At 59.9% G+C, this 20,882-nt stretch carries 15 protein-coding genes and 1 tRNA gene; 14 read left to right on the top strand and 2 right to left on the bottom strand.

All coding sequences use genetic code 11. The features are described from left to right. Positions 1-149 precede the first annotated feature (149 nt). Complete coding sequence (locus JL39_RS13335; RefSeq protein WP_037151076.1) at positions 150-1,448, bottom strand: capsular biosynthesis protein; 1,299 nt, start codon at positions 1,446-1,448, stop codon at positions 150-152. 163 nt (positions 1,449-1,611) lie between these two features. On the opposite strand from JL39_RS13335, the gene JL39_RS13330 reads away from it, so the two are divergent. The 11 genes from JL39_RS13330 (at position 1,612) to JL39_RS13280 (ending at position 16,797) form a co-directional block, all read left to right on the top strand. After that, positions 1,612-3,006 carry a capsular biosynthesis protein gene (locus tag JL39_RS13330; protein ID WP_037151074.1) on the top strand — a complete coding sequence of 465 codons (1,395 nt, stop codon included), beginning with the start codon at positions 1,612-1,614 and terminating at the stop codon, positions 3,004-3,006. A 113-nt stretch (positions 3,007-3,119) separates the two neighbouring features. Next, positions 3,120-3,195, top strand: a tRNA-Trp gene (locus tag JL39_RS13325). 199 nt (positions 3,196-3,394) lie between these two features. Then, on the top strand, positions 3,395-3,595 hold the full coding sequence (secE, locus tag JL39_RS13320) for a preprotein translocase subunit SecE (RefSeq protein ID WP_037151073.1): 201 nt from the start codon (positions 3,395-3,397) through the stop codon (positions 3,593-3,595). A 16-nt stretch (positions 3,596-3,611) separates the two neighbouring features. Further along, positions 3,612-4,142, top strand: a complete 531-nt coding sequence (nusG, locus tag JL39_RS13315) for a transcription termination/antitermination protein NusG (protein ID WP_037151067.1) — start codon at positions 3,612-3,614, stop codon at positions 4,140-4,142. Between the two features lie 178 nt (positions 4,143-4,320). Next, complete coding sequence (gene rplK, locus JL39_RS13310) at positions 4,321-4,752, top strand: 50S ribosomal protein L11 (RefSeq protein WP_037151064.1); 432 nt, start codon at positions 4,321-4,323, stop codon at positions 4,750-4,752. A 1-nt stretch (position 4,753) separates the two neighbouring features. Next, the gene (gene rplA / locus JL39_RS13305) at positions 4,754-5,449 is read left to right on the top strand and encodes a 50S ribosomal protein L1 (RefSeq protein WP_037151061.1); all 696 of its coding nucleotides are present in this window, start codon (positions 4,754-4,756) and stop codon (positions 5,447-5,449) included. 343 nt (positions 5,450-5,792) lie between these two features. After that, positions 5,793-6,311: a 50S ribosomal protein L10 gene (gene rplJ, locus JL39_RS13300; RefSeq protein WP_037151056.1), complete on the top strand. Its 519-nt coding sequence runs from the start codon at positions 5,793-5,795 to the stop codon at positions 6,309-6,311. Between the two features lie 57 nt (positions 6,312-6,368). Continuing rightward, positions 6,369-6,752: a 50S ribosomal protein L7/L12 gene (rplL, locus tag JL39_RS13295; protein ID WP_037151054.1), complete on the top strand. Its 384-nt coding sequence runs from the start codon at positions 6,369-6,371 to the stop codon at positions 6,750-6,752. A gap of 253 nt (positions 6,753-7,005) precedes the next feature. After that, a complete protein-coding gene (gene rpoB, locus JL39_RS13290) occupies positions 7,006-11,145 on the top strand; it encodes a DNA-directed RNA polymerase subunit beta (protein ID WP_037151050.1) in 4,140 nt (1,379 codons plus the stop codon). A 198-nt stretch (positions 11,146-11,343) separates the two neighbouring features. After that, the gene (gene rpoC, locus JL39_RS13285; RefSeq protein ID WP_037151047.1) at positions 11,344-15,552 is read left to right on the top strand and encodes a DNA-directed RNA polymerase subunit beta'; all 4,209 of its coding nucleotides are present in this window, start codon (positions 11,344-11,346) and stop codon (positions 15,550-15,552) included. 180 nt (positions 15,553-15,732) lie between these two features. Further along, positions 15,733-16,797: a cytochrome-c peroxidase gene (locus JL39_RS13280; RefSeq protein WP_037151044.1), complete on the top strand. Its 1,065-nt coding sequence runs from the start codon at positions 15,733-15,735 to the stop codon at positions 16,795-16,797. A gap of 125 nt (positions 16,798-16,922) precedes the next feature. Here JL39_RS13280 and JL39_RS13275 read toward each other — a convergent pair whose 3' ends face one another. Then, positions 16,923-17,216, bottom strand: coding sequence for a hypothetical protein (locus JL39_RS13275; protein ID WP_037151041.1), 294 nt, complete (start codon positions 17,214-17,216; stop codon positions 16,923-16,925). 490 nt (positions 17,217-17,706) lie between these two features. On the opposite strand from JL39_RS13275, the gene rpsL reads away from it, so the two are divergent. The 3 genes from rpsL (at position 17,707) to fusA (ending at position 20,762) form a co-directional block, all read left to right on the top strand. Then, positions 17,707-18,078 (top strand): 30S ribosomal protein S12, encoded by a 372-nt coding sequence (rpsL, locus tag JL39_RS13270; protein WP_003507760.1) that lies wholly within the window; start codon positions 17,707-17,709, stop codon positions 18,076-18,078. Positions 18,079-18,158: 80 nt separating this feature from the next. Next, positions 18,159-18,629 carry a 30S ribosomal protein S7 gene (rpsG, locus tag JL39_RS13265; RefSeq protein WP_037151038.1) on the top strand — a complete coding sequence of 157 codons (471 nt, stop codon included), beginning with the start codon at positions 18,159-18,161 and terminating at the stop codon, positions 18,627-18,629. A 33-nt stretch (positions 18,630-18,662) separates the two neighbouring features. Further along, positions 18,663-20,762: an elongation factor G gene (gene fusA, locus JL39_RS13260; RefSeq protein WP_037151035.1), complete on the top strand. Its 2,100-nt coding sequence runs from the start codon at positions 18,663-18,665 to the stop codon at positions 20,760-20,762. Positions 20,763-20,882 lie beyond the last annotated feature (120 nt).

Here is a 20,882-nt window from a genome sequence, read left to right as displayed (position 1 = left end):
CGAAGGCGGCCGCACCGTCGGCGCCGGCATCGTCGCATCCATCGTCGAGTGATCGACGGCGACATTGGAATAAAAAGGGCCTCGCCGGAAACGGCGGGGCCTTTTGTAATATAGGGCCGGCTTTAGTCGGCAACCGGATCGGCCGTGCATCAGCTGGATGGAAAGAGTTCGCTCTCGTAACGAAAGAAAGCTGCGTCGCGCGGTTTGCGGAAGGCAAGCGGAAGTCTGTCTTCTGTTTCCATGAGTCGGCCGGCGACATTGTCCACCCCGGCCCGGATGGCTTCCCGGCCTATGAAGCCGCCGCGAACCTGCGTGGTGGCAGCAAGCGCCCGGTTGAAGACGTCGAGCAGGTCCGGGTCCGGCGGTGACGGCCTTTGCCAGAAGGCGGCAAGGCTGTCCTGAAAGGTCAGGCCCGGCACGTCGTAGATCGCCGAGCCCAGCGCGATCACCGGCTTTCCCGCCGAAAGTGCCGTCAGCCCCACGGTGGAATTGATCGTTACGACGCCGGTGGATTTTTCGATCAGCATGTTCGTATCTCCGCCATCCGCGACGAATACGCGCGCGGCCGCGCCGTGTCGTTGCGCGGTTCTGCCGATCCGGTCGGGCCAGCCCGACAGGCCGTTGTCGATCGGATGGACCTTGAAGAGCAGCCGGCTTCCGGCAGGCGCATATCGGGAAAAGGAGGCAATGGTCGCATCGACGAGCCTGAAGAGGTCGCCGCCCGGTGCCTGTCGGCGGATCTGGTAATCGCCGGGCAGTTGCAGAGGAAACAAAAAGAGGCCCGCATTCCCACCGGTTTCGGGAGTGAGGAATGCCGCTATCGCCTTTTCCGCCGCCCGCCGGCGCTTGCGCCCCGTCAGGGCCTTCAGGATCCAGCCGCCGTATTCGATCACCGGATGGACAGGCCCATGCGTCCGGTAGTTCGGATGCACAAGCCAGCCAAGGAGGACGTTCGGGATATGGAAGGCGAGGTCGTAAAGCGCATAGGTGAGGAAGCTCGACCGGTAGAGGCCGCCGGATGAAATCGCCGGCTCCCTCGCAGCCAGCGCCTCGATCTCGCCCGGCTCGTGCGGAAATCGAGAGTGGGCCGACATGCCGTCCGGTTCGATCGTCAGCCAATCGGGCCTGAGATAGCCGTGTTCAAGAACATGGACCCGCAGTCCTTCCCGGATGCCGGTCTCCGCCGCAACCGCATGGGCGGCTCGCCCATCACCCAACATGACAATGTCTGTGACATTGTGATCACGGATGTAGCAATTGAGATACACCGGCCATTCATTCTCCGGGCCGCGAAAGAAGTCGCTTTCCCTCGGCCACCAAAACACCACATCCCCGAGGCAGAAACTTATCTTTCGGACGGAAGCGCCTTGTTTTTCAATCGCTTCCGCCAGGAGCCGGAGGAATGGCGAGGCCGGTCCCTGCAGGAACAGGAATATACGTGGGGTCATGTAGCACAACCTGTGGAAGAGATCGGGCGCGTTTGGTTTGGCATTGACGGAGGAACTGCCATGGTCAAAATACCGCTGAACATTCATCGACAAGTCCGTTATCGAAATTGCCTTATAAACGAGTCCTGCGCTTAATGGAGCCTCCAGCAGCAATGGCTACCGAATGACCAAAGTCCTCTTTCTGCAGGGACCTCCATCGATTTTCTGGCGCGAGCTGGCTGATGCGTTCGAGGCGCAGGGTTTCCAGACGAAGCGGGTGAACTTCTCGCTGGGAGACCAGCTTTATTGGCGCAAGCGGGGCGCGATCAACTATCGCGGGACCTTGCGGGCCTGGCCGCGCTATCTGGCGGATATGATTCGCCGGGAGGGGATTACCGACATCCTCTATTACGCCGATCGGCTTCCCTACCATCGCCTGGCGGCACGCGTCGGCCGAAAGCTCGGCGTGCGCTGTCATGCGGTGGAGTTCGGATATCTGAGACCCGATTGGATTACGATCGAGCGGAATGGGATGGGGCGATTTTCTCATTTCCCAAGCGACCCGGATCATATTCGGCGGATCGCGGCGCAAGTGGACACGCCTGATCTGCATGCCCTTTACGGCCACACCTTCGGCCAGGAGGCGGCCAATGAAGTCGTCTATAACCTTGCGGCCTATTTCGGTCGGCTGATGTTTCCCTTCTACCGCGCAGACAAATATTATGACCCGCTTTTCGACTACCTCTCCTGGGTGCCGCGCATGTTCAGGGCACGCCACGACCTGCCGGAAGGTTTCTTCGACGACAAATTGAAGAAGAACTATCTTCTTGCCCTGCAGCTCCAGAGCGATTACCAGATCCGCGCAAATTCGCCCTACCGGCACCTGTCGCAGATGCTGGAACAGGTCATTCAATCCTTTGCGCGCCACGCACCCGAAAATGGTCGGCTGGTCGTCAAGCAGCATCCGCTGGACAACGATCTGGAAGGGTGGCGCAAGGTCGTTGCCCGTCTTGCGGAACGTCACCGCGTGCAGGGCAGAGTGATTTTCATTGAGAAGGGCAATCTGTCGGCCATCCTGCGGGATAGTCACGGTGTGGTCGTCGTCAATTCCACGACGGGATTGCACAGCCTTCGGGCGGGCATTCCGACCATTGCGCTCGGTGCTGCGATCTACGACGTACCTGGCCTGACCCATCAGGGAGGTCTTGACAATTTCTGGCGCCACCCGGAGCCGATCGATAAGCGGCTTCTGGCTGATTTCATCAAGGCCCTGGCCGGCAGCGTGCAGGTGAAGGGCAATTTCTATCACAAGGCCGGCCGCAAGCTGGCTATCGAGGCAATCATCGCCCGCGTTTCCGGCGGACTGGTCAATCAGCCGGACGCTTATGTGGAAAGGCCGCCGCGGCTTTCCTGGCGGCGTCTGCCGCTGCTGCCCGAAAGGGGAGCGCAATCATCAGTGACAGGGGCGAGCGGCTACGATCTGCCGGGCAAGGAAATTCTCGCGACCGGGGGAGGGCAGTCGCTTTCTCTTGCGCGATTTACCGAAGCTTCCAACGCGAGCAACAGAAAGCTGAGATAGAACGCAGGGATATTCAAAAACGCTCTTGCAAAGCGTGACGCATCCCCTTAAAGGGAGCGCCGGGCCTGGTGGCGGGAACCGGACTTTAGAATTCCGCGATCCGTCCTGGTTGAAGGGGTATAGCTCAGTTGGTAGAGCGGCGGTCTCCAAAACCGCAGGTCGGGGGTTCGAGCCCCTCTGCCCCTGCCATTTCCAAGGCGATTGGCGCGGAACATCCGCAGCGGGATTGTTTGGAAATGGTTGCCGCCCAAAGCGGCAAAATTTCATCGGGCACTGTTTTCCCTCTTGTGTAAAGGGGAAGGGGTGTTTATGTAGGGTTCAAAACAGACACGCGGTGCGTGGGGCTGAGCGAGGTCAGCTTTACGCGCCGTAATTGCGTGGGCAATCGATGGCATCCAAAACCAATCCTGTCACGTTTCTGCGCCAAGTGCGCTCCGAGGCGTCGAAAATCCATTGGCCGTCTCGTCGCGAGACTATGATCTCCACGGCTATGGTGCTGGTTATGGTCATTTTCGCTGCGCTGTTTTTCTTCGCTGCAGATCAGCTGATGGGCTGGTTGTTACGTTTGATCCTGAACGTCAGCGTTTGATTCTTGGAGAGTGAAGATGGCGGCGCGTTGGTACATCGTCCACGCATATTCGAATTTTGAGAAGAAGGTTGCCGAGGACATCGAGAACAAGGCTCGCCAGAAGGGGCTTGAGCATCTGTTCGAAAAGATCCTTGTGCCGACCGAGAAGGTCGTGGAGGTCCGCCGCGGCCGCAAGGTCGATTCCGAGCGCAAGTTCTTCCCTGGTTATGTTTTGGTCCGTGCGAACCTGACCGACGAGGCTTATCACCTCATCAAGAATACGCCGAAGGTCACCGGCTTCCTGGGTTCTGACAACAAGCCGGTTCCGATTCCGGATTTTGAGGCTGAGCGCATCCTGGGCCAGGTACAGGAAGGCGTCGAGCGGCCGAAGTCCTCGATCAGCTTTGAGATCGGCGAGCAGGTTCGCGTCTCGGATGGTCCCTTCGCATCGTTCAACGGCATCGTTCAGGATGTCGACGAGGAGCGTTCCCGCCTCAAGGTGGAGGTCTCGATCTTTGGTCGCGCGACCCCGGTCGAGCTGGAATACGGTCAGGTCGAAAAGGTCTGATGAGTTTCGAATTGGGGCTTGCCATTTGCGTGGCGGGCCTTGAGCGGCGTGTGCCGCAAGCGCGTGGGAGGGGTGGCGTCTTTAGCCGGGTGCCTCGACCGAACCACGCAACCGCAGCCGCCGGGCGAGCCCGGCATGTCGGACCGGGCAACGGGTCCATAACGAAAGGCAGAGAGAAATGGCTAAGAAAGTAGCGGGCCAGCTCAAGCTGCAGGTCAAGGCAGGATCGGCAAACCCGTCCCCGCCAATCGGCCCGGCGCTTGGTCAGCGTGGCATTAACATCATGGAATTCTGCAAGGCGTTTAATGCCGCTACGCAGGAAATGGAAAAGGGTATGCCGATCCCGGTCGTCATCACCTATTACCAGGACAAGTCCTTCACGTTTGCGATGAAGCAGCCGCCGGTCACCTACTGGCTGAAGAAGGAAGCGAAGATCACCTCCGGCTCGAAGACTCCGGGCAAGGGTGCGAAGGTCGGTACGATCACCAAGGCGCAGGTCCGCGCAATCGCCGAAGGCAAGATGAAGGACCTGAATGCGGCCGACGTCGAAGGCGCAATGGCAATGGTCGAGGGCTCTGCCCGCTCCATGGGTCTGGAAGTGGTGGCTTAACATGGCAAAGCTTGCAAAGCGTATTCAGAAGATCCGCGAAGGCGTTGATCCGACCAAGCTCGTTGCCCTGACCGACGCCATCAAGATGGTGAAGGACCGTGCCATCGCAAAGTTCGACGAGACCGTTGAAATCGCCATGAACCTCGGCGTCGACCCGCGTCATGCCGACCAGATGGTTCGCGGCGTGGTCAATCTGCCGAACGGCACCGGCCGTGACGTTCGCGTTGCCGTCTTCGCCCGTGGCGCCAAGGCTGATGAAGCCAAGGCCGCCGGCGCCGACATTGTCGGTGCCGAAGACCTCGTTGAAATCGTCCAGGGCGGCAAGATCGACTTCGATCGCTGCATCGCGACCCCGGATATGATGCCGCTCGTCGGTCGTCTCGGTAAGGTGCTCGGCCCCCGCGGCATGATGCCGAACCCGAAGGTCGGCACGGTCACGATGGACGTCACTGGTGCCGTCAAGGCGTCCAAGGGTGGTGCTGTCGAGTTCCGCGTCGAGAAGGCTGGTATCATCCATGCCGGCGTCGGCAAGGCTTCGTTCGACGCCAAGGCGTTGGAAGAGAACATCAAGGCTTTCGCCGATGCGGTCATCAAGGCGAAGCCGGCTGGCGCGAAGGGCAACTACGTCAAGCGCGTGGCGATCTCCTCGACCATGGGTCCAGGCGTCAAGATCGACCCGTCGACGGTAACGGTCTAAAGCATTCGCCGGGGCTTCGGTCTCGGCTACATGAATTCCCGGCCCTTCGGGGCCGGGAATTTCCGGAGAAATCCGGAATTCCTGTCCGAGATTGCAGGTGGTTTCGACCTTAATCACCTTGCCTGCATGAGACGGGTAAGAGCACGAGTTTTTGAAGGGCGCCGAGGCGCTTTTCGAGTTCGGTTCGAGCCTAGTGTGCCTTGTGCCTGGAACCCGAAAGGGGACAGTGCGAGGGGACAGGATCCTCAAGCGCCGCTTGGGGTCCGAGAAAAAGGACCCCTTGAGGCAAAGGCAAACCCGGTGGGGCCTGCAGGATTGCGGTCCTACCTACTGGAGACAGACAGTGGAAAGAGCGGAAAAACGCGAATTCGTCACGGAGCTGACCGAAGTCTTCAAGGCTTCCGGTTCGGTTGTCGTGGCCCACTATGCTGGTGTCACAGTTGCGCAGATGAACGACTTCCGTTCGAAGATGCGCGCTGCTGGCGGCACCGTCAAAGTCGCGAAGAACCGCCTGGCCAAGATCGCTCTTCAGGGCACGGAGTCGGAAGGGATGTCGGACCTGTTCAAGGGTCAGACGCTCATTGCTTACAGCAATGACCCGATCGTCGCTCCGAAGGTCGTTTCGGATTTCGCCAAGACCAACGACAAGCTCGTTGTTCTCGGCGGTGCCATGGGATCGACCACGCTCAACGCGGAAGGTGTCAAGTCGCTTGCGACCCTGCCTTCGCTGGACGAGCTGCGTGCGAAGCTGCTGGGCATGATCCAGACCCCGGCTACCCGCATCGCAGGCGTCGTTCAGGCACCGGCAGCTCAGCTTGCCCGCGTGTTTTCGGCGTATGCCAAGAAGGACGAAGCCGCTTGAGGCGGTTTTTCGCTGTTCATATCAAACCAGTTCGAACCGAACAAAGGAACTAGTAAAATGGCTGATCTCGCAAAGATCGTAGAAGACCTCTCCTCTCTCACCGTCCTGGAAGCTGCTGAGCTTTCCAAGATGCTCGAAGAAAAGTGGGGCGTTTCCGCTGCTGCTCCCGTAGCGGTTGCTGCTGCTGGCGGTGCTGCCGGCGGTGCTGCTGCTCCGGCTGAAGAAGAAAAGACCGAGTTCGACGTTATCCTCACGGAGGCCGGCGCCAACAAGATCAACGTCATCAAGGAAGTCCGCGCTATCACCGGCCTCGGCCTCAAGGAAGCCAAGGACCTCGTCGAAGGCGCTCCGAAGGCTGTCAAGGAAGCCGTCTCCAAGGCTGAAGCCGCAGACCTCAAGAAGAAGCTTGAGGATGCCGGCGCCAAGGTCGACGTCAAGTAATACCGGAATGCGGTGGGAGAGGGGACGTCTCCTCTCCCGCCGATTTCCACCGAACTGATTACCCAAGAACCGCGAAAACGGTTCTTGGGTAATGGGTTCTCAAGAGGATGGTCCCGAACCGAACCGAGAAGGCAATCCGGCCTGGCGTGTTCGGGAAGTGGGACGAGATTGGGAATACCCATTGATCGACGGGATCGACTGGCCAGCGAACCCCGTCCGTTGCAGGCCCGGATGCAATTTTGAAGGAGCGACGATGGCTCAGACCCTTTCGTTTAATGGTCGCAGGCGCGTACGCAAGTTTTTTGGAAAAATCCCCGAAGTCACAGAGATGCCGAACCTCATCGAGGTTCAGAAGGCATCCTATGACCAGTTCCTCATGGTCGAAGAACCGAAGGGCGGCCGCCCGGACGAAGGTCTAAACGCCGTCTTCAGGTCCGTCTTTCCGATCACCGATTTTTCCGGCGCCTCCATGCTGGAATTCGTGTCCTACGAATTCGAACCGCCGAAGTTCGACGTGGAAGAATGCCGCCAGCGCGACCTGACCTATGCTGCACCTCTCAAGGTGACGCTGCGTCTCATCGTGTTCGATATTGACGAGGATACCGGCGCGAAGTCCATCAAGGACATCAAGGAACAGTCCGTCTATATGGGCGACATGCCGCTGATGACCGATAACGGTACGTTTATCGTCAACGGCACCGAGCGCGTGATCGTGTCGCAGATGCACCGCTCGCCGGGCGTCTTCTTCGATCATGACAAGGGCAAGAGCCATTCTTCCGGCAAGCTGCTCTTCGCCGCCCGCGTGATCCCCTATCGCGGCTCCTGGCTTGATATCGAGTTCGACGCCAAGGACATCGTATTCGCCCGTATCGACCGCCGCCGCAAGATCCCCGTGACCTCGCTCTTGATGGCGCTCGGCATGGACGGTGAAGAAATCCTGTCCACCTTTTACACGAAGTCCGCCTATGAGCGCGACGGCGAAGGTTGGCGGATTCCGTTTGATCCGGACACCTTGAAGGGCGCGAAGGCGCTTTCCGACATGATCGACGCCGACACCGGCGAAGTGGTTGTCGAGGCCGGCAAAAAGCTCACCCCCCGTCTGCTCCGTCAGCTCTCCGAAAAGGGCCTGAAGGCGTTGAAGGCGACCAATGACGATCTCTATGGCACCTATCTTGCCGAAGACATTGTCAACCTGGAAACCGGTGAGATCTACCTGGAAGCTGGCGACGAGATCGACGAGAAGACACTGCCGGTCATCCTGAACGCAGGTTTCGACGAGATCCCGATCCTCGGCATCGACCACATCAATGTCGGAGCCTATATCCGCAATACGCTTGCCGCCGACAAGAACGAGAACCGCCAGGACGCTCTGTTCGATATCTACCGCGTCATGCGTCCGGGTGAGCCGCCGACCATGGAATCGGCGGAAGCCATGTTCAACTCGCTGTTCTTCGATGCGGAGCGTTACGACCTCTCCGCCGTCGGCCGCGTGAAGATGAACATGCGTCTTGACCTCGAAGTCGAGGACACGGTCCGCACGCTGCGCAAGGAAGACATCCTGGCCGTGGTCAAGATGCTGGTCGAACTGCGCGACGGCAAGGGCGAGATCGACGACATCGACAACCTCGGCAACCGCCGCGTCCGTTCCGTCGGCGAGCTTATGGAGAACCAGTATCGCCTGGGTCTGCTGCGCATGGAGCGCGCCATCAAGGAGCGCATGTCGTCGATCGAGATCGATACCGTCATGCCGCAGGACCTGATCAATGCGAAGCCGGCGGCTGCCGCCGTTCGCGAATTCTTCGGTTCCTCGCAGCTCTCGCAGTTCATGGACCAGGTGAACCCGTTGTCGGAAATCACCCACAAGCGCCGTCTTTCGGCCCTTGGCCCGGGTGGTCTGACCCGTGAGCGCGCAGGCTTCGAAGTCCGCGACGTGCATCCGACCCACTACGGCCGCATTTGCCCGATCGAAACGCCGGAAGGCCCGAACATCGGTCTGATCAACTCGCTGGCGACCTTCGCTCGCGTCAACAAGTACGGCTTCATCGAAAGCCCGTATCGCAAGATCGTCGACGGCAAGGTCACCAACGACGTGCTTTACCTCTCCGCCATGGAAGAGGCGAAGTATTACGTCGCGCAGGCGAACGCGCCGATGAACGATGACGGCACCTTTGCCGAAGAGTTCGTCGTTTGCCGCCATGCCGGCGAAGTGATGCTGTCTCCGCGCGACACCATCAACCTGATGGACGTTTCGCCGAAACAGCTCGTCTCCGTCGCAGCCGCGCTGATTCCGTTCCTGGAAAACGATGACGCCAACCGCGCTCTCATGGGTTCGAACATGCAGCGCCAGGCCGTGCCGCTGGTACGCGCCGAGGCTCCGTTCGTCGGCACCGGCATGGAGCCGGTCGTCGCCCGCGACTCCGGTGCTGCGATCGCTGCCCGGCGTGGCGGCGTGGTCGACCAGGTCGACGCGACCCGTATCGTTATCCGCGCCACCGAGGACCTCGATCCGTCGAAGTCCGGCGTCGATATCTACCGTCTGCAGAAGTTCCAGCGTTCGAACCAGAACACCTGCGTCAACCAGCGTCCGCTGGTCGCCGTCGGTGACGTTCTGAACAAGGGTGACATCATCGCCGACGGTCCGTCGACCGATCTTGGTGACTTGGCTCTCGGCCGTAACGCGCTCGTCGCGTTCATGCCCTGGAATGGCTACAATTACGAAGACTCGATCCTGATGTCAGAGCGGATCGTGGCGGACGACGTGTTCACGTCCATTCACATCGAGGAATTCGAGGTGATGGCTCGTGACACCAAGCTTGGTCCGGAAGAAATCACGCGCGACATTCCGAACGTTTCGGAAGAAGCGCTGAAGAACCTCGACGAAGCGGGCATCGTCTACATCGGCGCCGAAGTCCAGCCGGGCGACATTCTCGTCGGCAAGATCACGCCGAAGGGCGAAAGCCCGATGACGCCGGAAGAAAAGCTCCTGCGCGCCATCTTCGGCGAAAAGGCCTCCGACGTCCGCGACACCTCCATGCGCATGCCGCCGGGCACCTTCGGCACCGTCGTTGAAGTTCGCGTCTTCAACCGCCACGGGGTGGAGAAGGACGAACGTGCGATGGCGATCGAACGCGAGGAGATCGAGCGCCTCGCCAAGGACCGGGACGACGAACAGGCGATCCTCGACCGCAACGTCTATGGTCGTCTGACGGACATGCTGCGTGGGCAGATGTCGGTTGCCGGCCCGAAGGGCTTCAAGAAGGGCGTCGAGCTTTCGAATGCCGTGATCTCGGAGTACCCGCGCTCGCAGTGGTGGATGTTCGCCGTCGAGGACGAAAAGGTCCAGGGCGAGATCGAAGCGCTGCGCGCCCAATACGACGAATCCAAGTCGCGCCTTGAACAGCGCTTCATGGACAAGGTCGAGAAGGTCCAGCGCGGCGACGAAATGCCTCCGGGTGTCATGAAGATGGTCAAGGTCTTCGTCGCCGTGAAGCGCAAGATCCAGCCGGGCGACAAGATGGCCGGCCGTCACGGGAACAAGGGCGTCGTGTCGCGCATTGTGCCGGTCGAGGATATGCCATTCCTCGAAGACGGTACGCATGTCGACATCTGCTTGAACCCGCTTGGCGTGCCTTCACGCATGAACGTCGGTCAGATCCTTGAAACCCATCTCGCATGGGCATGCGCAGGCATGGGCAAGAAGATCGGCGAGCTGCTCGAAGAATATCGCAAGACGATGGATATCACCGACCTGAAGCGCGAGCTGACGGACGTGTATGCCAGCGAAGCCAAGAACGAAGTCGCCAATTTTGACGACGAGTCGCTGGTAAAGCTTGCAGAGCAGTCGAAGCGCGGCGTTTCGATCGCGACGCCGGTCTTCGACGGCGCGCATGAACCGGACGTTGCTGCCATGCTGACCAAGGCTGGCCTGCATTCGTCGGGTCAGTCGGTTCTGTACGACGGCCGCACGGGCGAAGCCTTCGACCGTAAGGTCACCGTCGGCTACATGTACATGATCAAGCTGAACCACCTTGTGGACGACAAGATCCACGCGCGTTCGATCGGTCCGTACTCGCTCGTCACCCAGCAGCCGCTGGGCGGTAAGGCGCAGTTCGGTGGCCAGCGCTTCGGCGAAATGGAGGTCTGGGCTCTGGAAGCTTACGGCGCCGCCTACACGCTGCAGGAAATGCTGACCGTGAAGTCGGACGACGTGGCAGGCCGTACCAAGGTCTACGAAGCGATCGTCCGTGGCGACGACACGTTCGAAGCGGGCATTCCGGAGAGCTTCAACGTTCTCGTCAAGGAAATGCGCTCGCTGGGCCTGTCCGTGGAGCTCGAGAATTCGAAGGTCGAGCAGGCGGATGGCGGCCAGCAACTGCCTGACGCCGCCGAGTAACGACAAGAGAAGGCGCGCGCTTGGATTGGCGCGCGCCGCTCCCGCCGCTGGCTCCTGCCGGCAGGATCGGGAAATTTTCGCCGCATTCAGCGGCTACGACTACTTAAAGCATCGGACTGCCATTCCCGGAAATAGGGCCTGGGAGTTTGGACAGCACCGATCGCAAGCCGAGGGCTTCGGCCCCTAAAGGAGATAGGCATGAACCAAGAGGTCATGAATCTTTTCAATCCGCAGGTGCCTGCGCAGCACTTCGACTCGATCCGTATCTCGATCGCGTCGCCGGAGAAGATTCTCTCCTGGTCCTACGGCGAAATCAAAAAGCCGGAGACCATCAACTACCGTACGTTCAAGCCGGAACGCGACGGTCTTTTCTGCGCCCGCATCTTCGGGCCGATCAAGGACTACGAGTGCCTGTGCGGCAAGTACAAGCGCATGAAGTACAAGGGTATCATCTGCGAAAAGTGCGGCGTCGAAGTCACGCTGTCGCGCGTACGCCGCGAGCGCATGGGCCATATCGAACTTGCCGCTCCCGTTGCCCATATCTGGTTCTTGAAGTCGCTGCCGTCCCGCATCGCCACCCTTCTCGACATGACCCTGAAGGATGTCGAGCGCGTTCTCTATTTCGAGAACTACATCGTGACGGAGCCGGGCCTCACCGCGCTGAAGGAAAACCAGCTTCTTTCCGAAGAAGAATACATGATCGCCGTCGACGAATACGGCGAGGATCAGTTCACGGCGATGATCGGCGCCGAGGCCATCTATGAAATGCTGGCTTCGATGAATCTTGAGAAGATCGCCGGCGACCTGCGTTCGGAGCTTGCCGACACCACGTCGGACCTCAAGCAGAAGAAGCTGATGAAGCGTCTGAAGATCGTCGAGAACTTCATCGAGTCCGGCAATCGCCCGGAATGGATGATCATGAAGGTCGTTCCGGTGATCCCGCCGGATCTGCGCCCGCTCGTGCCCCTCGACGGCGGTCGTTTCGCGACGTCCGACTTGAACGATCTCTATCGTCGCGTCATCAACCGTAACAACCGTCTGAAGCGCCTGATCGAACTGCGCGCTCCGGGCATCATCATCCGCAACGAAAAGCGCATGCTGCAGGAATCTGTCGATGCGCTGTTCGACAACGGCCGTCGTGGCCGCGTCATCACTGGCGCCAACAAGCGTCCGCTGAAGTCGCTGTCCGACATGCTGAAGGGCAAGCAGGGCCGCTTCCGCCAGAACCTGCTCGGTAAGCGCGTCGACTATTCCGGCCGTTCGGTCATCGTGACCGGTCCGGAACTGAAGCTGCACCAGTGCGGCCTGCCGAAGAAGATGGCGCTCGAACTGTTCAAGCCGTTCATCTATGCCCGCCTCGACGCCAAGGGTTACTCCTCGACCGTCAAGCAGGCGAAGAAGCTGGTCGAAAAGGAAAAGCCGGAAGTCTGGGATATCCTCGACGAGGTCATCCGCGAGCATCCGGTCCTGTTGAACCGTGCGCCGACGCTGCACCGCCTGGGCATCCAGGCCTTCGAGCCGATCCTGGTCGAAGGCAAGGCGATCCAGTTGCACCCGCTCGTCTGCACGGCCTTCAACGCCGACTTCGATGGTGACCAGATGGCCGTTCACGTGCCGCTGTCGCTCGAAGCCCAGCTCGAAGCCCGCGTGCTGATGATGTCGACGAACAACATCCTGCATCCGGCGAACGGCGCCCCGATCATCGTGCCGTCGCAGGACATGGTTCTCGGCCTTTATTATCTCTCGATCATGAACCAGAACGAGCCGGGCGAGGGCATGGCCTTCTCCGACATGGGCGAATTGCACCACGCTCTGGAAAACAAGGTCGTCACGCTGCATGCCAAGATCAAGGGCCGCTTCAAGACCGTCGACGCTGAGGGAAAGCCGGTTTCGAAGATCTATGAAACGACGCCCGGCCGCATGATCATCGGCGAACTGTTGCCGAAGAATGTCAACGTGCCGTTCGACATTTGCAACCAGGAGATGACCAAGAAGAACATCTCCAGGATGATCGACACGGTCTATCGTCACTGCGGCCAGAAGGACACGGTCATTTTCTGCGACCGCATCATGCAGCTTGGCTTCACCCACGCTTGCCGCGCCGGCATCTCCTTCGGCAAGGATGACATGATCATTCCGGACACCAAGGAAAAGATCGTTGGTGATACCGAAGCGCTGGTGAAGGAATATGAGCAGCAGTACAACGACGGTCTGATCACCCAGGGCGAAAAGTACAACAAGGTCGTCGATGCCTGGGGCAAGGCCACCGAGAAGGTCGCCGAGGACATGATGGCACGCATCAAGGCCGTCGAGTTCGACGCCGAGACCGGTCGCCAGAAGCCGATGAACGCGATCTACATGATGTCCCACTCGGGCGCCCGCGGTTCTCCGAACCAGATGCGCCAGCTGGGCGGCATGCGCGGTCTGATGGCCAAGCCGTCGGGCGAGATCATCGAAACGCCGATCATCTCGAACTTCAAGGAAGGCCTGACCGTGAACGAGTATTTCAACTCGACGCACGGCGCCCGCAAGGGTCTCGCAGACACCGCCTTGAAGACCGCGAACTCCGGTTACCTGACCCGCCGTCTCGTCGACGTGGCGCAGGACTGCATCGTCAACCTGGTCGATTGCGGCACCGAAAGCGGCCTCACCATGACGGCGATCGTTGATGCCGGCCAGGTCGTTGCTTCGCTTGGCGCCCGCATCCTGGGTCGTACCGCGTTGGACGATATCGATCATCCGGTCACGGGCGAGCGTATCGTCGATGCGGGCAAGATGATCCTTGAGCCGGATGTCATCGAGATCGAAAAGGCTGGTATCCAGTCGATCCGCATTCGCTCCGCACTGACCTGCGAAGTCCAGACGGGCGTCTGCTCGGTCTGCTACGGCCGTGACCTTGCTCGCGGTACGCCGGTCAACATGGGCGAAGCGGTCGGCGTCATCGCCGCTCAGTCGATCGGCGAGCCGGGCACGCAGCTCACCATGCGTACCTTCCACCTGGGCGGTACGGCGAACGTGGTCGACCAGTCGTTCCTCGAAGCGTCTTACGAAGGCACGATCCAGATCAAGAACCGCAACATGCTGCGGAACTCCGAAGGCGTTCTCGTTGCGATGGGCCGCAACATGGCGGTCACCATCCTGGACGAGCGTGGCGTCGAACGGTCTTCGCAGCGCGTCGCCTATGGTTCGAAGCTGTTCGTGGATGACGGCGACAAGGTCCGCCGCGGCCAGCGTCTCGCCGAGTGGGATCCTTATACCCGCCCGATGATGACGGAAGTCGAAGGTACGGTTCAGTTCGAAGACGTCGTCGACTCGATCTCGGTTTCGGAATCGACCGACGAATCCACCGGCATCACCAAGCGCCAGGTCATCGACTGGCGTTCGACGCCGCGTGGTTCGGACTTGAAGCCCGCGATCGTCATCAAGGATGCTTCCGGTGCGATCGCCAAGCTGTCGCGTGGCGGCGAAGCCCGCTTCCAGCTGTCGGTCGATGCGATCCTGTCCGTCGAGCCGGGCCAGAAGGTCTCCCAGGGTGACGTTCTTGCCCGTATCCCGATGGAAAGCGCCAAGACCAAGGACATCACCGGTGGTCTGCCGCGCGTCGCCGAACTGTTCGAAGCCCGTCGTCCGAAGGACCACGCCATCATCGCTGAGATCGATGGTACGATCCGCCTCGGTCGCGACTACAAGAACAAGCGTCGCGTCATGATCGAGCCGGCGGAAGACGGTGTCGAACCGGTCGAATACCTGATCCCGAAGGGCAAGCCCTTCCATCTTCAGGACGGCGACTACATCGAGAAGGGCGACTACATCCTCGACGGCAACCCGGCGCCGCACGACATCCTGGCGATCAAGGGCGTGGAAGCGCTTGCTTCCTACCTCGTCAACGAAATCCAGGAAGTCTACCGGTTGCAGGGCGTTGTCATCAACGACAAGCACATCGAAGTCATCGTCCGTCAGATGCTGCAGAAGGTCGAGATCACCGATGCCGGCGACAGCCAGTACATCGTTGGCGACAATGTCGACCGCATCGAACTCGACGACGTCAACGAGCGCTTGGCGGAGGAAGGCAAGAAGCCTGCTTCGGGCGAGCCGGTTCTGCTCGGCATCACCAAGGCGTCGCTGCAGACCCCGTCCTTCATCTCGGCCGCATCCTTCCAGGAAACCACCAAGGTTCTCACGGAGGCTGCGATCGCCGGCAAGATGGACACGCTGCAGGGGCTCAAGGAAAACGTCATCGTCGGCCGTCTCATCCCGGCTGGTACGGGCGGCACCATGACCCAGATCCGCCGCATCGCCACCTCGCGCGACGAGCTTATCCTCGAGGAGCGCAAGAAGGGGTCGGGAGCCGCCTCGGCAACCCCGATGCTGCAGGACATGGCGGGAGAAAACACCCCGGCCGAGTGATAGGCCGGAGTGCCGATCTGTCGCACCCGCTGGAATTGACGAAAGAAAGAACGCCCGGAGAAATCCGGGCGTTTTCGCGTTTTCGGGGATAGGTGAGGTTTCAAGGGTTGACCAAGGGCAAACGGGCATCATTGGAAGGTTTCTAATCTGGTCTCCGTTCGATGACGAATGGAGGCTCAAATGAATAAGTTAGTGTCCACGGTCGCCGTCAGCGTTTTGCTTGCAACGGTGACGCACGCGGCGGACCCGCCGGTCCCTGCCGATCTTCGCGAAACAGCGCTTGAAGTGTTCAAGCCCTTGCCGTCGACCATCCCCGCAGTGAAGGACAACAGGATCACCACGGAGAAGATCGCGCTCGGAAAGGCGCTCTTCTTCGACCCGCGCGTGTCGGCTTCGGGTGTCTTTTCCTGCAACTCCTGTCACAATCTTGCGACCGGCGGCGACGACAATCTCGAAACCTCGATTGGCCACGGATGGCAGAAGGGACCGCGCAACGCGCCGACCGCGCTCAACGCCGTCTTCAATATCGCGCAGTTCTGGGATGGGCGCGCCGAAGACTTGAAGGCCCAGGCCAAGGGGCCGGTCCAGGCCGGCGTCGAGATGGCCAACACACCGGACCAGGTTATCGCGGCGCTGAAGTCGATGCCGCAATATGTCGAGTGGTTCAAGGCGGCCTTTCCGGGGGAGGCCGATCCGGTCACTTTCGACAATTTTGCCAGGGCGATCGAAGCCTTCGAGGCGACGTTGATCACACCGGCGCCTTTCGACGCCTGGCTGAACGGTGACGACAATGCCATGACCGTCGAGGCGAAGCGGGGCCTGTCGCTCTTCATGGACAAGGGGTGTGCGGCCTGCCATGCGGGCATCAACGTCGGCGGGGAGGGGTATTATCCCTTCGGACTGATCGAGAAGCCCGGGGCCGAGGTCCTGCCGGAAAACGACAAAGGGCGCTTTGCCGTCACCAATACGGCAGATGATTCTTACGTCTTTCGCGCCGCGCCGTTGCGCAACATCGTGCTGACGGCACCCTATTTCCATTCAGGGAAAGTGTGGGACCTGAAACAGGCGGTCGCGATCATGGGAACGGCGCAGCTTGGCGAGGAACTGAAGGGCAAGGAGGTCAATCTGATCGTCGCCTTCCTGGATTCTCTGACCGGCAAGGTGCCGGACGTGACCTATCCAATCCTTCCGCCCGAAACCGACGTAACGCCGCGGCCGGTCAGCATCATACCGACTTCCAAATAAACAAGACCGGCGTTGGAGCATGCCGCCCGAAGGGGGACCGGTTCGGGACAGCATGCGCAAAATAAGCCGGCGAGGGGGCACCTGCTGGTCCACCGCACCAGCGGGTGCCATCCATTCTAATCTCTTTATTCGAAGCGGATGATCGAGACTTCGCCTTCGAGCGCACCCTGATAGGCGGATGCATGCGGTTCTTCCGTCGGTTCGTCGGTCAAAACGCCGATCTGGTCGAGATCGGCTTCGAGGAAACCTTCCTCCGAGAGCGCGTTGAGCGCTCCGCGCACGGCGGAATCGTCGTCCGGTGCCTGCAGCATGATGTGGAGGTCGACGCCCTCGCCATCCTTTACTTCATATCCCTTGCCGATGATGATAAAGATCATCGGCCCGTCGAGATTGTTGTCGTTGTCAGCGGCCGCCATCATCATTGTCTCCAGATACGGGAAAGACCTTTGCCCCGAAGCGGAAGCGGGATGAAAGGTTTCCGTCCTCTTTAGTTCCATTGACAGCGATTCCCAAATACAAATGCCGGCGAAGGGCCAAAACTCACGAAACCTTGTCGGAAAACCTGCCCTGTGCCCGGTAAGCCAGGGGTTTGAGGCATTATTTTCGGCGCGGCTCTTGACGGGCGGGGGGGAAAACAGTAAACGCCCCGCATCGGAAGCGATGTGAGGCTTGCCCGTTCGGAACGACTCGTTCCGGAGTACGCCTCAGACACGGTTCCATACGCACGTTGACGACACGAATGTTGCACGCATGACGCATGAGGAATGCGTCCTCTGCCTTTTGTGGTCCATCCGGAAAGCGGATCGGGCCACGTTTTGCGCATGAGGAAATGTGTGTGTCGCCGCCGGAAACGGCATCAGATTGGCCCTGATAAGGGCTTTGGAAGAAGATTTTGCAAGGGATGGTTATATGCCTACCGTAAACCAGCTGATCCGCAAGCCGCGTCAGGCGCAGGTAAAGCGCAACAAGGTTCCTGCCCTGCAGGAAAACCCGCAGAAGCGCGGCGTTTGCACTCGCGTTTACACCACGACCCCGAAGAAGCCGAACTCGGCTCTGCGTAAGGTTGCCAAGATTCGCCTGACCAACGGCTTCGAAGTGATCGGCTATATCCCGGGTGAAGGTCACAACCTTCAGGAACACTCCGTCGTCATGATCCGTGGCGGCCGCGTCAAGGACTTGCCGGGCGTTCGTTATCACATCATTCGCGGCGTTCTCGATACCCAGGGTGTCAAGAACCGCAAGCAGCGCCGTTCCAAGTATGGTGCAAAGCGTCCGAAGTAATTCGGTTTTGATTATCCCGGCGCTGCGCGAGGTTCTCCGCGTGGTAAAGCGCCTTAACAGTTGAAGAGACGAGAAGAAGTATGTCCCGACGCCATCGTGCAGAAAAGCGTGAGATCAACCCGGACCCGAAGTTCGGTGATCTCGTCGTCACGAAGTTCATGAATGCGATCATGCTTCACGGCAAGAAGTCCGTGGCTGAAAACATCGTTTACGGTGCGTTCGACGCCGTGCAGGGTAAGTCCAAGGCCGACCCGCTGGGTATCTTCCATCAGGCGCTCGACAATGTCGCGCCGCATGTTGAAGTCCGTTCGCGCCGCGTTGGTGGTGCGACCTACCAGGTTCCGGTCGACGTGCGTCCGGAGCGCCGTCAGGCCCTCGCGATCCGCTGGGTGATCGCCGCTGCCCGCAAGCGCAACGAAACCACCATGGTCGATCGTCTTTCCGGTGAACTCATGGATGCCGCCAACAACCGTGGCAGCGCCGTCAAGAAGCGTGAAGACACGCACAAGATGGCCGACGCCAACCGCGCATTCTCGCACTACCGTTGGTAATCTTCATCCGATCGAATTTCGAAAGGCAGTCCTATGGCTCGCGAGTATAAAATCGAAGACTACCGAAATTTCGGTATCATGGCGCATATCGACGCCGGCAAGACCACGACCACCGAGCGTATCCTCTATTACACCGGCAAGTCGCACAAGATCGGTGAAGTTCACGACGGCGCGGCCACGATGGACTGGATGGAGCAGGAGCAGGAGCGTGGCATCACGATCACCTCTGCCGCCACCACGACCTTCTGGAAGGGCCGTGACGGCAAGATGCGCCGCTTCAACATCATCGACACCCCCGGCCACGTCGACTTCACCATCGAAGTCGAGCGTTCGCTGCGTGTGCTCGACGGTGCGGTCGCTCTTCTCGACGCCAATGCCGGCGTGGAGCCGCAGACCGAAACTGTCTGGCGTCAGGCGGACAAGTACAACGTCCCGCGGATGATCTTCTGCAACAAGATGGACAAGACCGGTGCGGACTTCTACCGCTCGGTCGAGATGATCAAGACCCGCCTCGGCGCCACCGCCGTCGTCTGCCAGCTGCCGATCGGCGCTGAAACCGAGTTCAAGGGCGTCGTCGACCTGATCGAGATGAACGCTCTCGTCTGGCGCGACGAATCCCTCGGCGCCCAGTGGGACGTCGTCGAGATCCCGGACGACCTGAAAGCCAAGGCTGAAGAGTTCCGCGAAAAACTGATCGAGACTGTCGTCGAGATCGACGAAGAGGCGATGGAAGCCTATCTCGAAGGCGAAATGCCGGACAACGACAAGATCCGTGCGCTGATCCGCCGCGGCACGATCGACGTCAAGTTCTTCCCGATGTTCTGCGGCTCCGCCTTCAAGAACAAGGGCGTTCAGCCGCTGCTCGACGCCGTTGTCGAATATCTGCCGTCCCCGGCCGACATCCCGGCGATCAAGGGCATCGACGTCAAGACCGAAGCCGAGATCGACCGTCATGCCGATGACAACGAGCCGCTTTCGATGCTCGCTTTCAAGATCATGAACGACCCCTTCGTCGGTTCGCTCACCTTCTGCCGTATCTACTCGGGCAAGCTCGAAAAGGGCGCCTCGCTGATGAACACGGTCAAGGAAAAGCGCGAGCGTGTCGGCCGTATGCTGCAGATGCACTCGAACTCCCGTGAAGACATCGAAGAAGCCTTTGCGGGCGACATCGTCGCTCTCGCCGGCCTCAAGGAAACCACGACGGGTGATACGCTCTGCGATCCGCTGAAGCCGGTCATCCTCGAGCGCATGGAATTCCCCGAGCCGGTCATCCAGATCGCCATCGAGCCGAAGTCCAAGGGCGACCAGGAAAAGATGGGCCTTGCGCTCAACCGCCTCGCTGCCGAAGACCCGTCCTTCCGCGTCAAGACTGATGAAGAGTCCGGCCAGACCATCATTGCCGGCATGGGCGAGCTTCACCTCGATATTCTCGTCGACCGCATGCGTCGCGAGTTCAAGGTTGAAGCCACCGTCGGTGCTCCGCAGGTCGCCTATCGTGAAACGATCACGAAGAAGCACGAAGAAGATTACACGCACAAGAAGCAGTCCGGCGGTACCGGCCAGTTCGCGCGCGTCAAGATCGTCTTCGAACCGAACCCGGACGGCGACGATTTCAAGTTCGAGTCGAAGATCGTCGGCGGTGCGGTCCCGAAGGAATACATCCCGGGCGTCCAGAAGGGCATCGAAAGCGTGCTGTCTTCCGGTCCGCTTGCCGGCTTCCCGATGCTGGGCGTCAAGGCGACCCTCATCGACGGCGCCTTCCACGATGTCGACTCGTCGGTTCTGGCCTTCGAAATCGCTTCCCGCGCCTGCTTCCGTGAAGCAGCCAAGAAGGCTGGTGCCCAGCTTCTCGAGCCGATGATGAAGGTCGAAGTCGTGACGCCGGAAGATTACGTCGGCGACGTGATCGGCGACCTGAACTCCCGCCGTGGCCAGATCCAGGGCCAGGAATCGCGCGGCATCGCTGTCGTGATCAACGCCCACGTGCCGCTGGCGAACATGTTCAAGTATGTCGACAACCTGCGTTCCATGTCGCAGGGCCGCGCTCAGTATTCGATGGTCTTCGACCATTACGCGCCGGTCCCGACCAATGTCGCAAACGAAATCCAGGCAAAGTATTCCGGTCAGAAGTGACCGGAATAACAGGCTGAAACAGTAGAGATTTTTATCCCCGGAAGGGGACAAGAACGGAGAGCCGGAAATGGCAAAGAGCAAGTTTGAGCGGAATAAGCCGCACGTCAACATTGGCACGAT

Origin of the sequence: Rhizobium sp. YS-1r, assembly GCF_000757525.1 — a bacterium.
Classification (GTDB): domain Bacteria; phylum Pseudomonadota; class Alphaproteobacteria; order Rhizobiales; family Rhizobiaceae; genus Neorhizobium; species Neorhizobium petrolearium.
The sequence above is the reverse complement of the archived record's forward strand: the minus strand, read 5'-3'. Positions and strand labels throughout refer to the sequence as shown.

Bases quoted from the DNA above. Each gene is read 5' to 3' on its own strand.
- rplL (WP_037151054.1), top strand. From the start codon at position 6,369: ATGGCTGATCTCGCAAAGATCGTAGAAGACCTCTCCTCTCTCACCGTC.
- fusA (WP_037151035.1), top strand. From the start codon at position 18,663: ATGGCTCGCGAGTATAAAATCGAAGACTACCGAAATTTCGGTATCATG.
- JL39_RS13280 (WP_037151044.1), top strand. From the start codon at position 15,733: ATGAATAAGTTAGTGTCCACGGTCGCCGTCAGCGTTTTGCTTGCAACG.
- rpsL (WP_003507760.1), top strand. From the start codon at position 17,707: ATGCCTACCGTAAACCAGCTGATCCGCAAGCCGCGTCAGGCGCAGGTA.
- JL39_RS13275 (WP_037151041.1), bottom strand. From the start codon at position 17,216: ATGATGGCGGCCGCTGACAACGACAACAATCTCGACGGGCCGATGATC.
- nusG (WP_037151067.1), top strand. From the start codon at position 3,612: ATGGCGGCGCGTTGGTACATCGTCCACGCATATTCGAATTTTGAGAAG.
- rpoC (WP_037151047.1), top strand. From the start codon at position 11,344: ATGAACCAAGAGGTCATGAATCTTTTCAATCCGCAGGTGCCTGCGCAG.
- JL39_RS13335 (WP_037151076.1), bottom strand. From the start codon at position 1,448: ATGACCCCACGTATATTCCTGTTCCTGCAGGGACCGGCCTCGCCATTC.
- secE (WP_037151073.1), top strand. From the start codon at position 3,395: ATGGCATCCAAAACCAATCCTGTCACGTTTCTGCGCCAAGTGCGCTCC.
- rpoB (WP_037151050.1), top strand. From the start codon at position 7,006: ATGGCTCAGACCCTTTCGTTTAATGGTCGCAGGCGCGTACGCAAGTTT.
- rplK (WP_037151064.1), top strand. From the start codon at position 4,321: ATGGCTAAGAAAGTAGCGGGCCAGCTCAAGCTGCAGGTCAAGGCAGGA.
- rpsG (WP_037151038.1), top strand. From the start codon at position 18,159: ATGTCCCGACGCCATCGTGCAGAAAAGCGTGAGATCAACCCGGACCCG.
- JL39_RS13330 (WP_037151074.1), top strand. From the start codon at position 1,612: ATGACCAAAGTCCTCTTTCTGCAGGGACCTCCATCGATTTTCTGGCGC.
- rplA (WP_037151061.1), top strand. From the start codon at position 4,754: ATGGCAAAGCTTGCAAAGCGTATTCAGAAGATCCGCGAAGGCGTTGAT.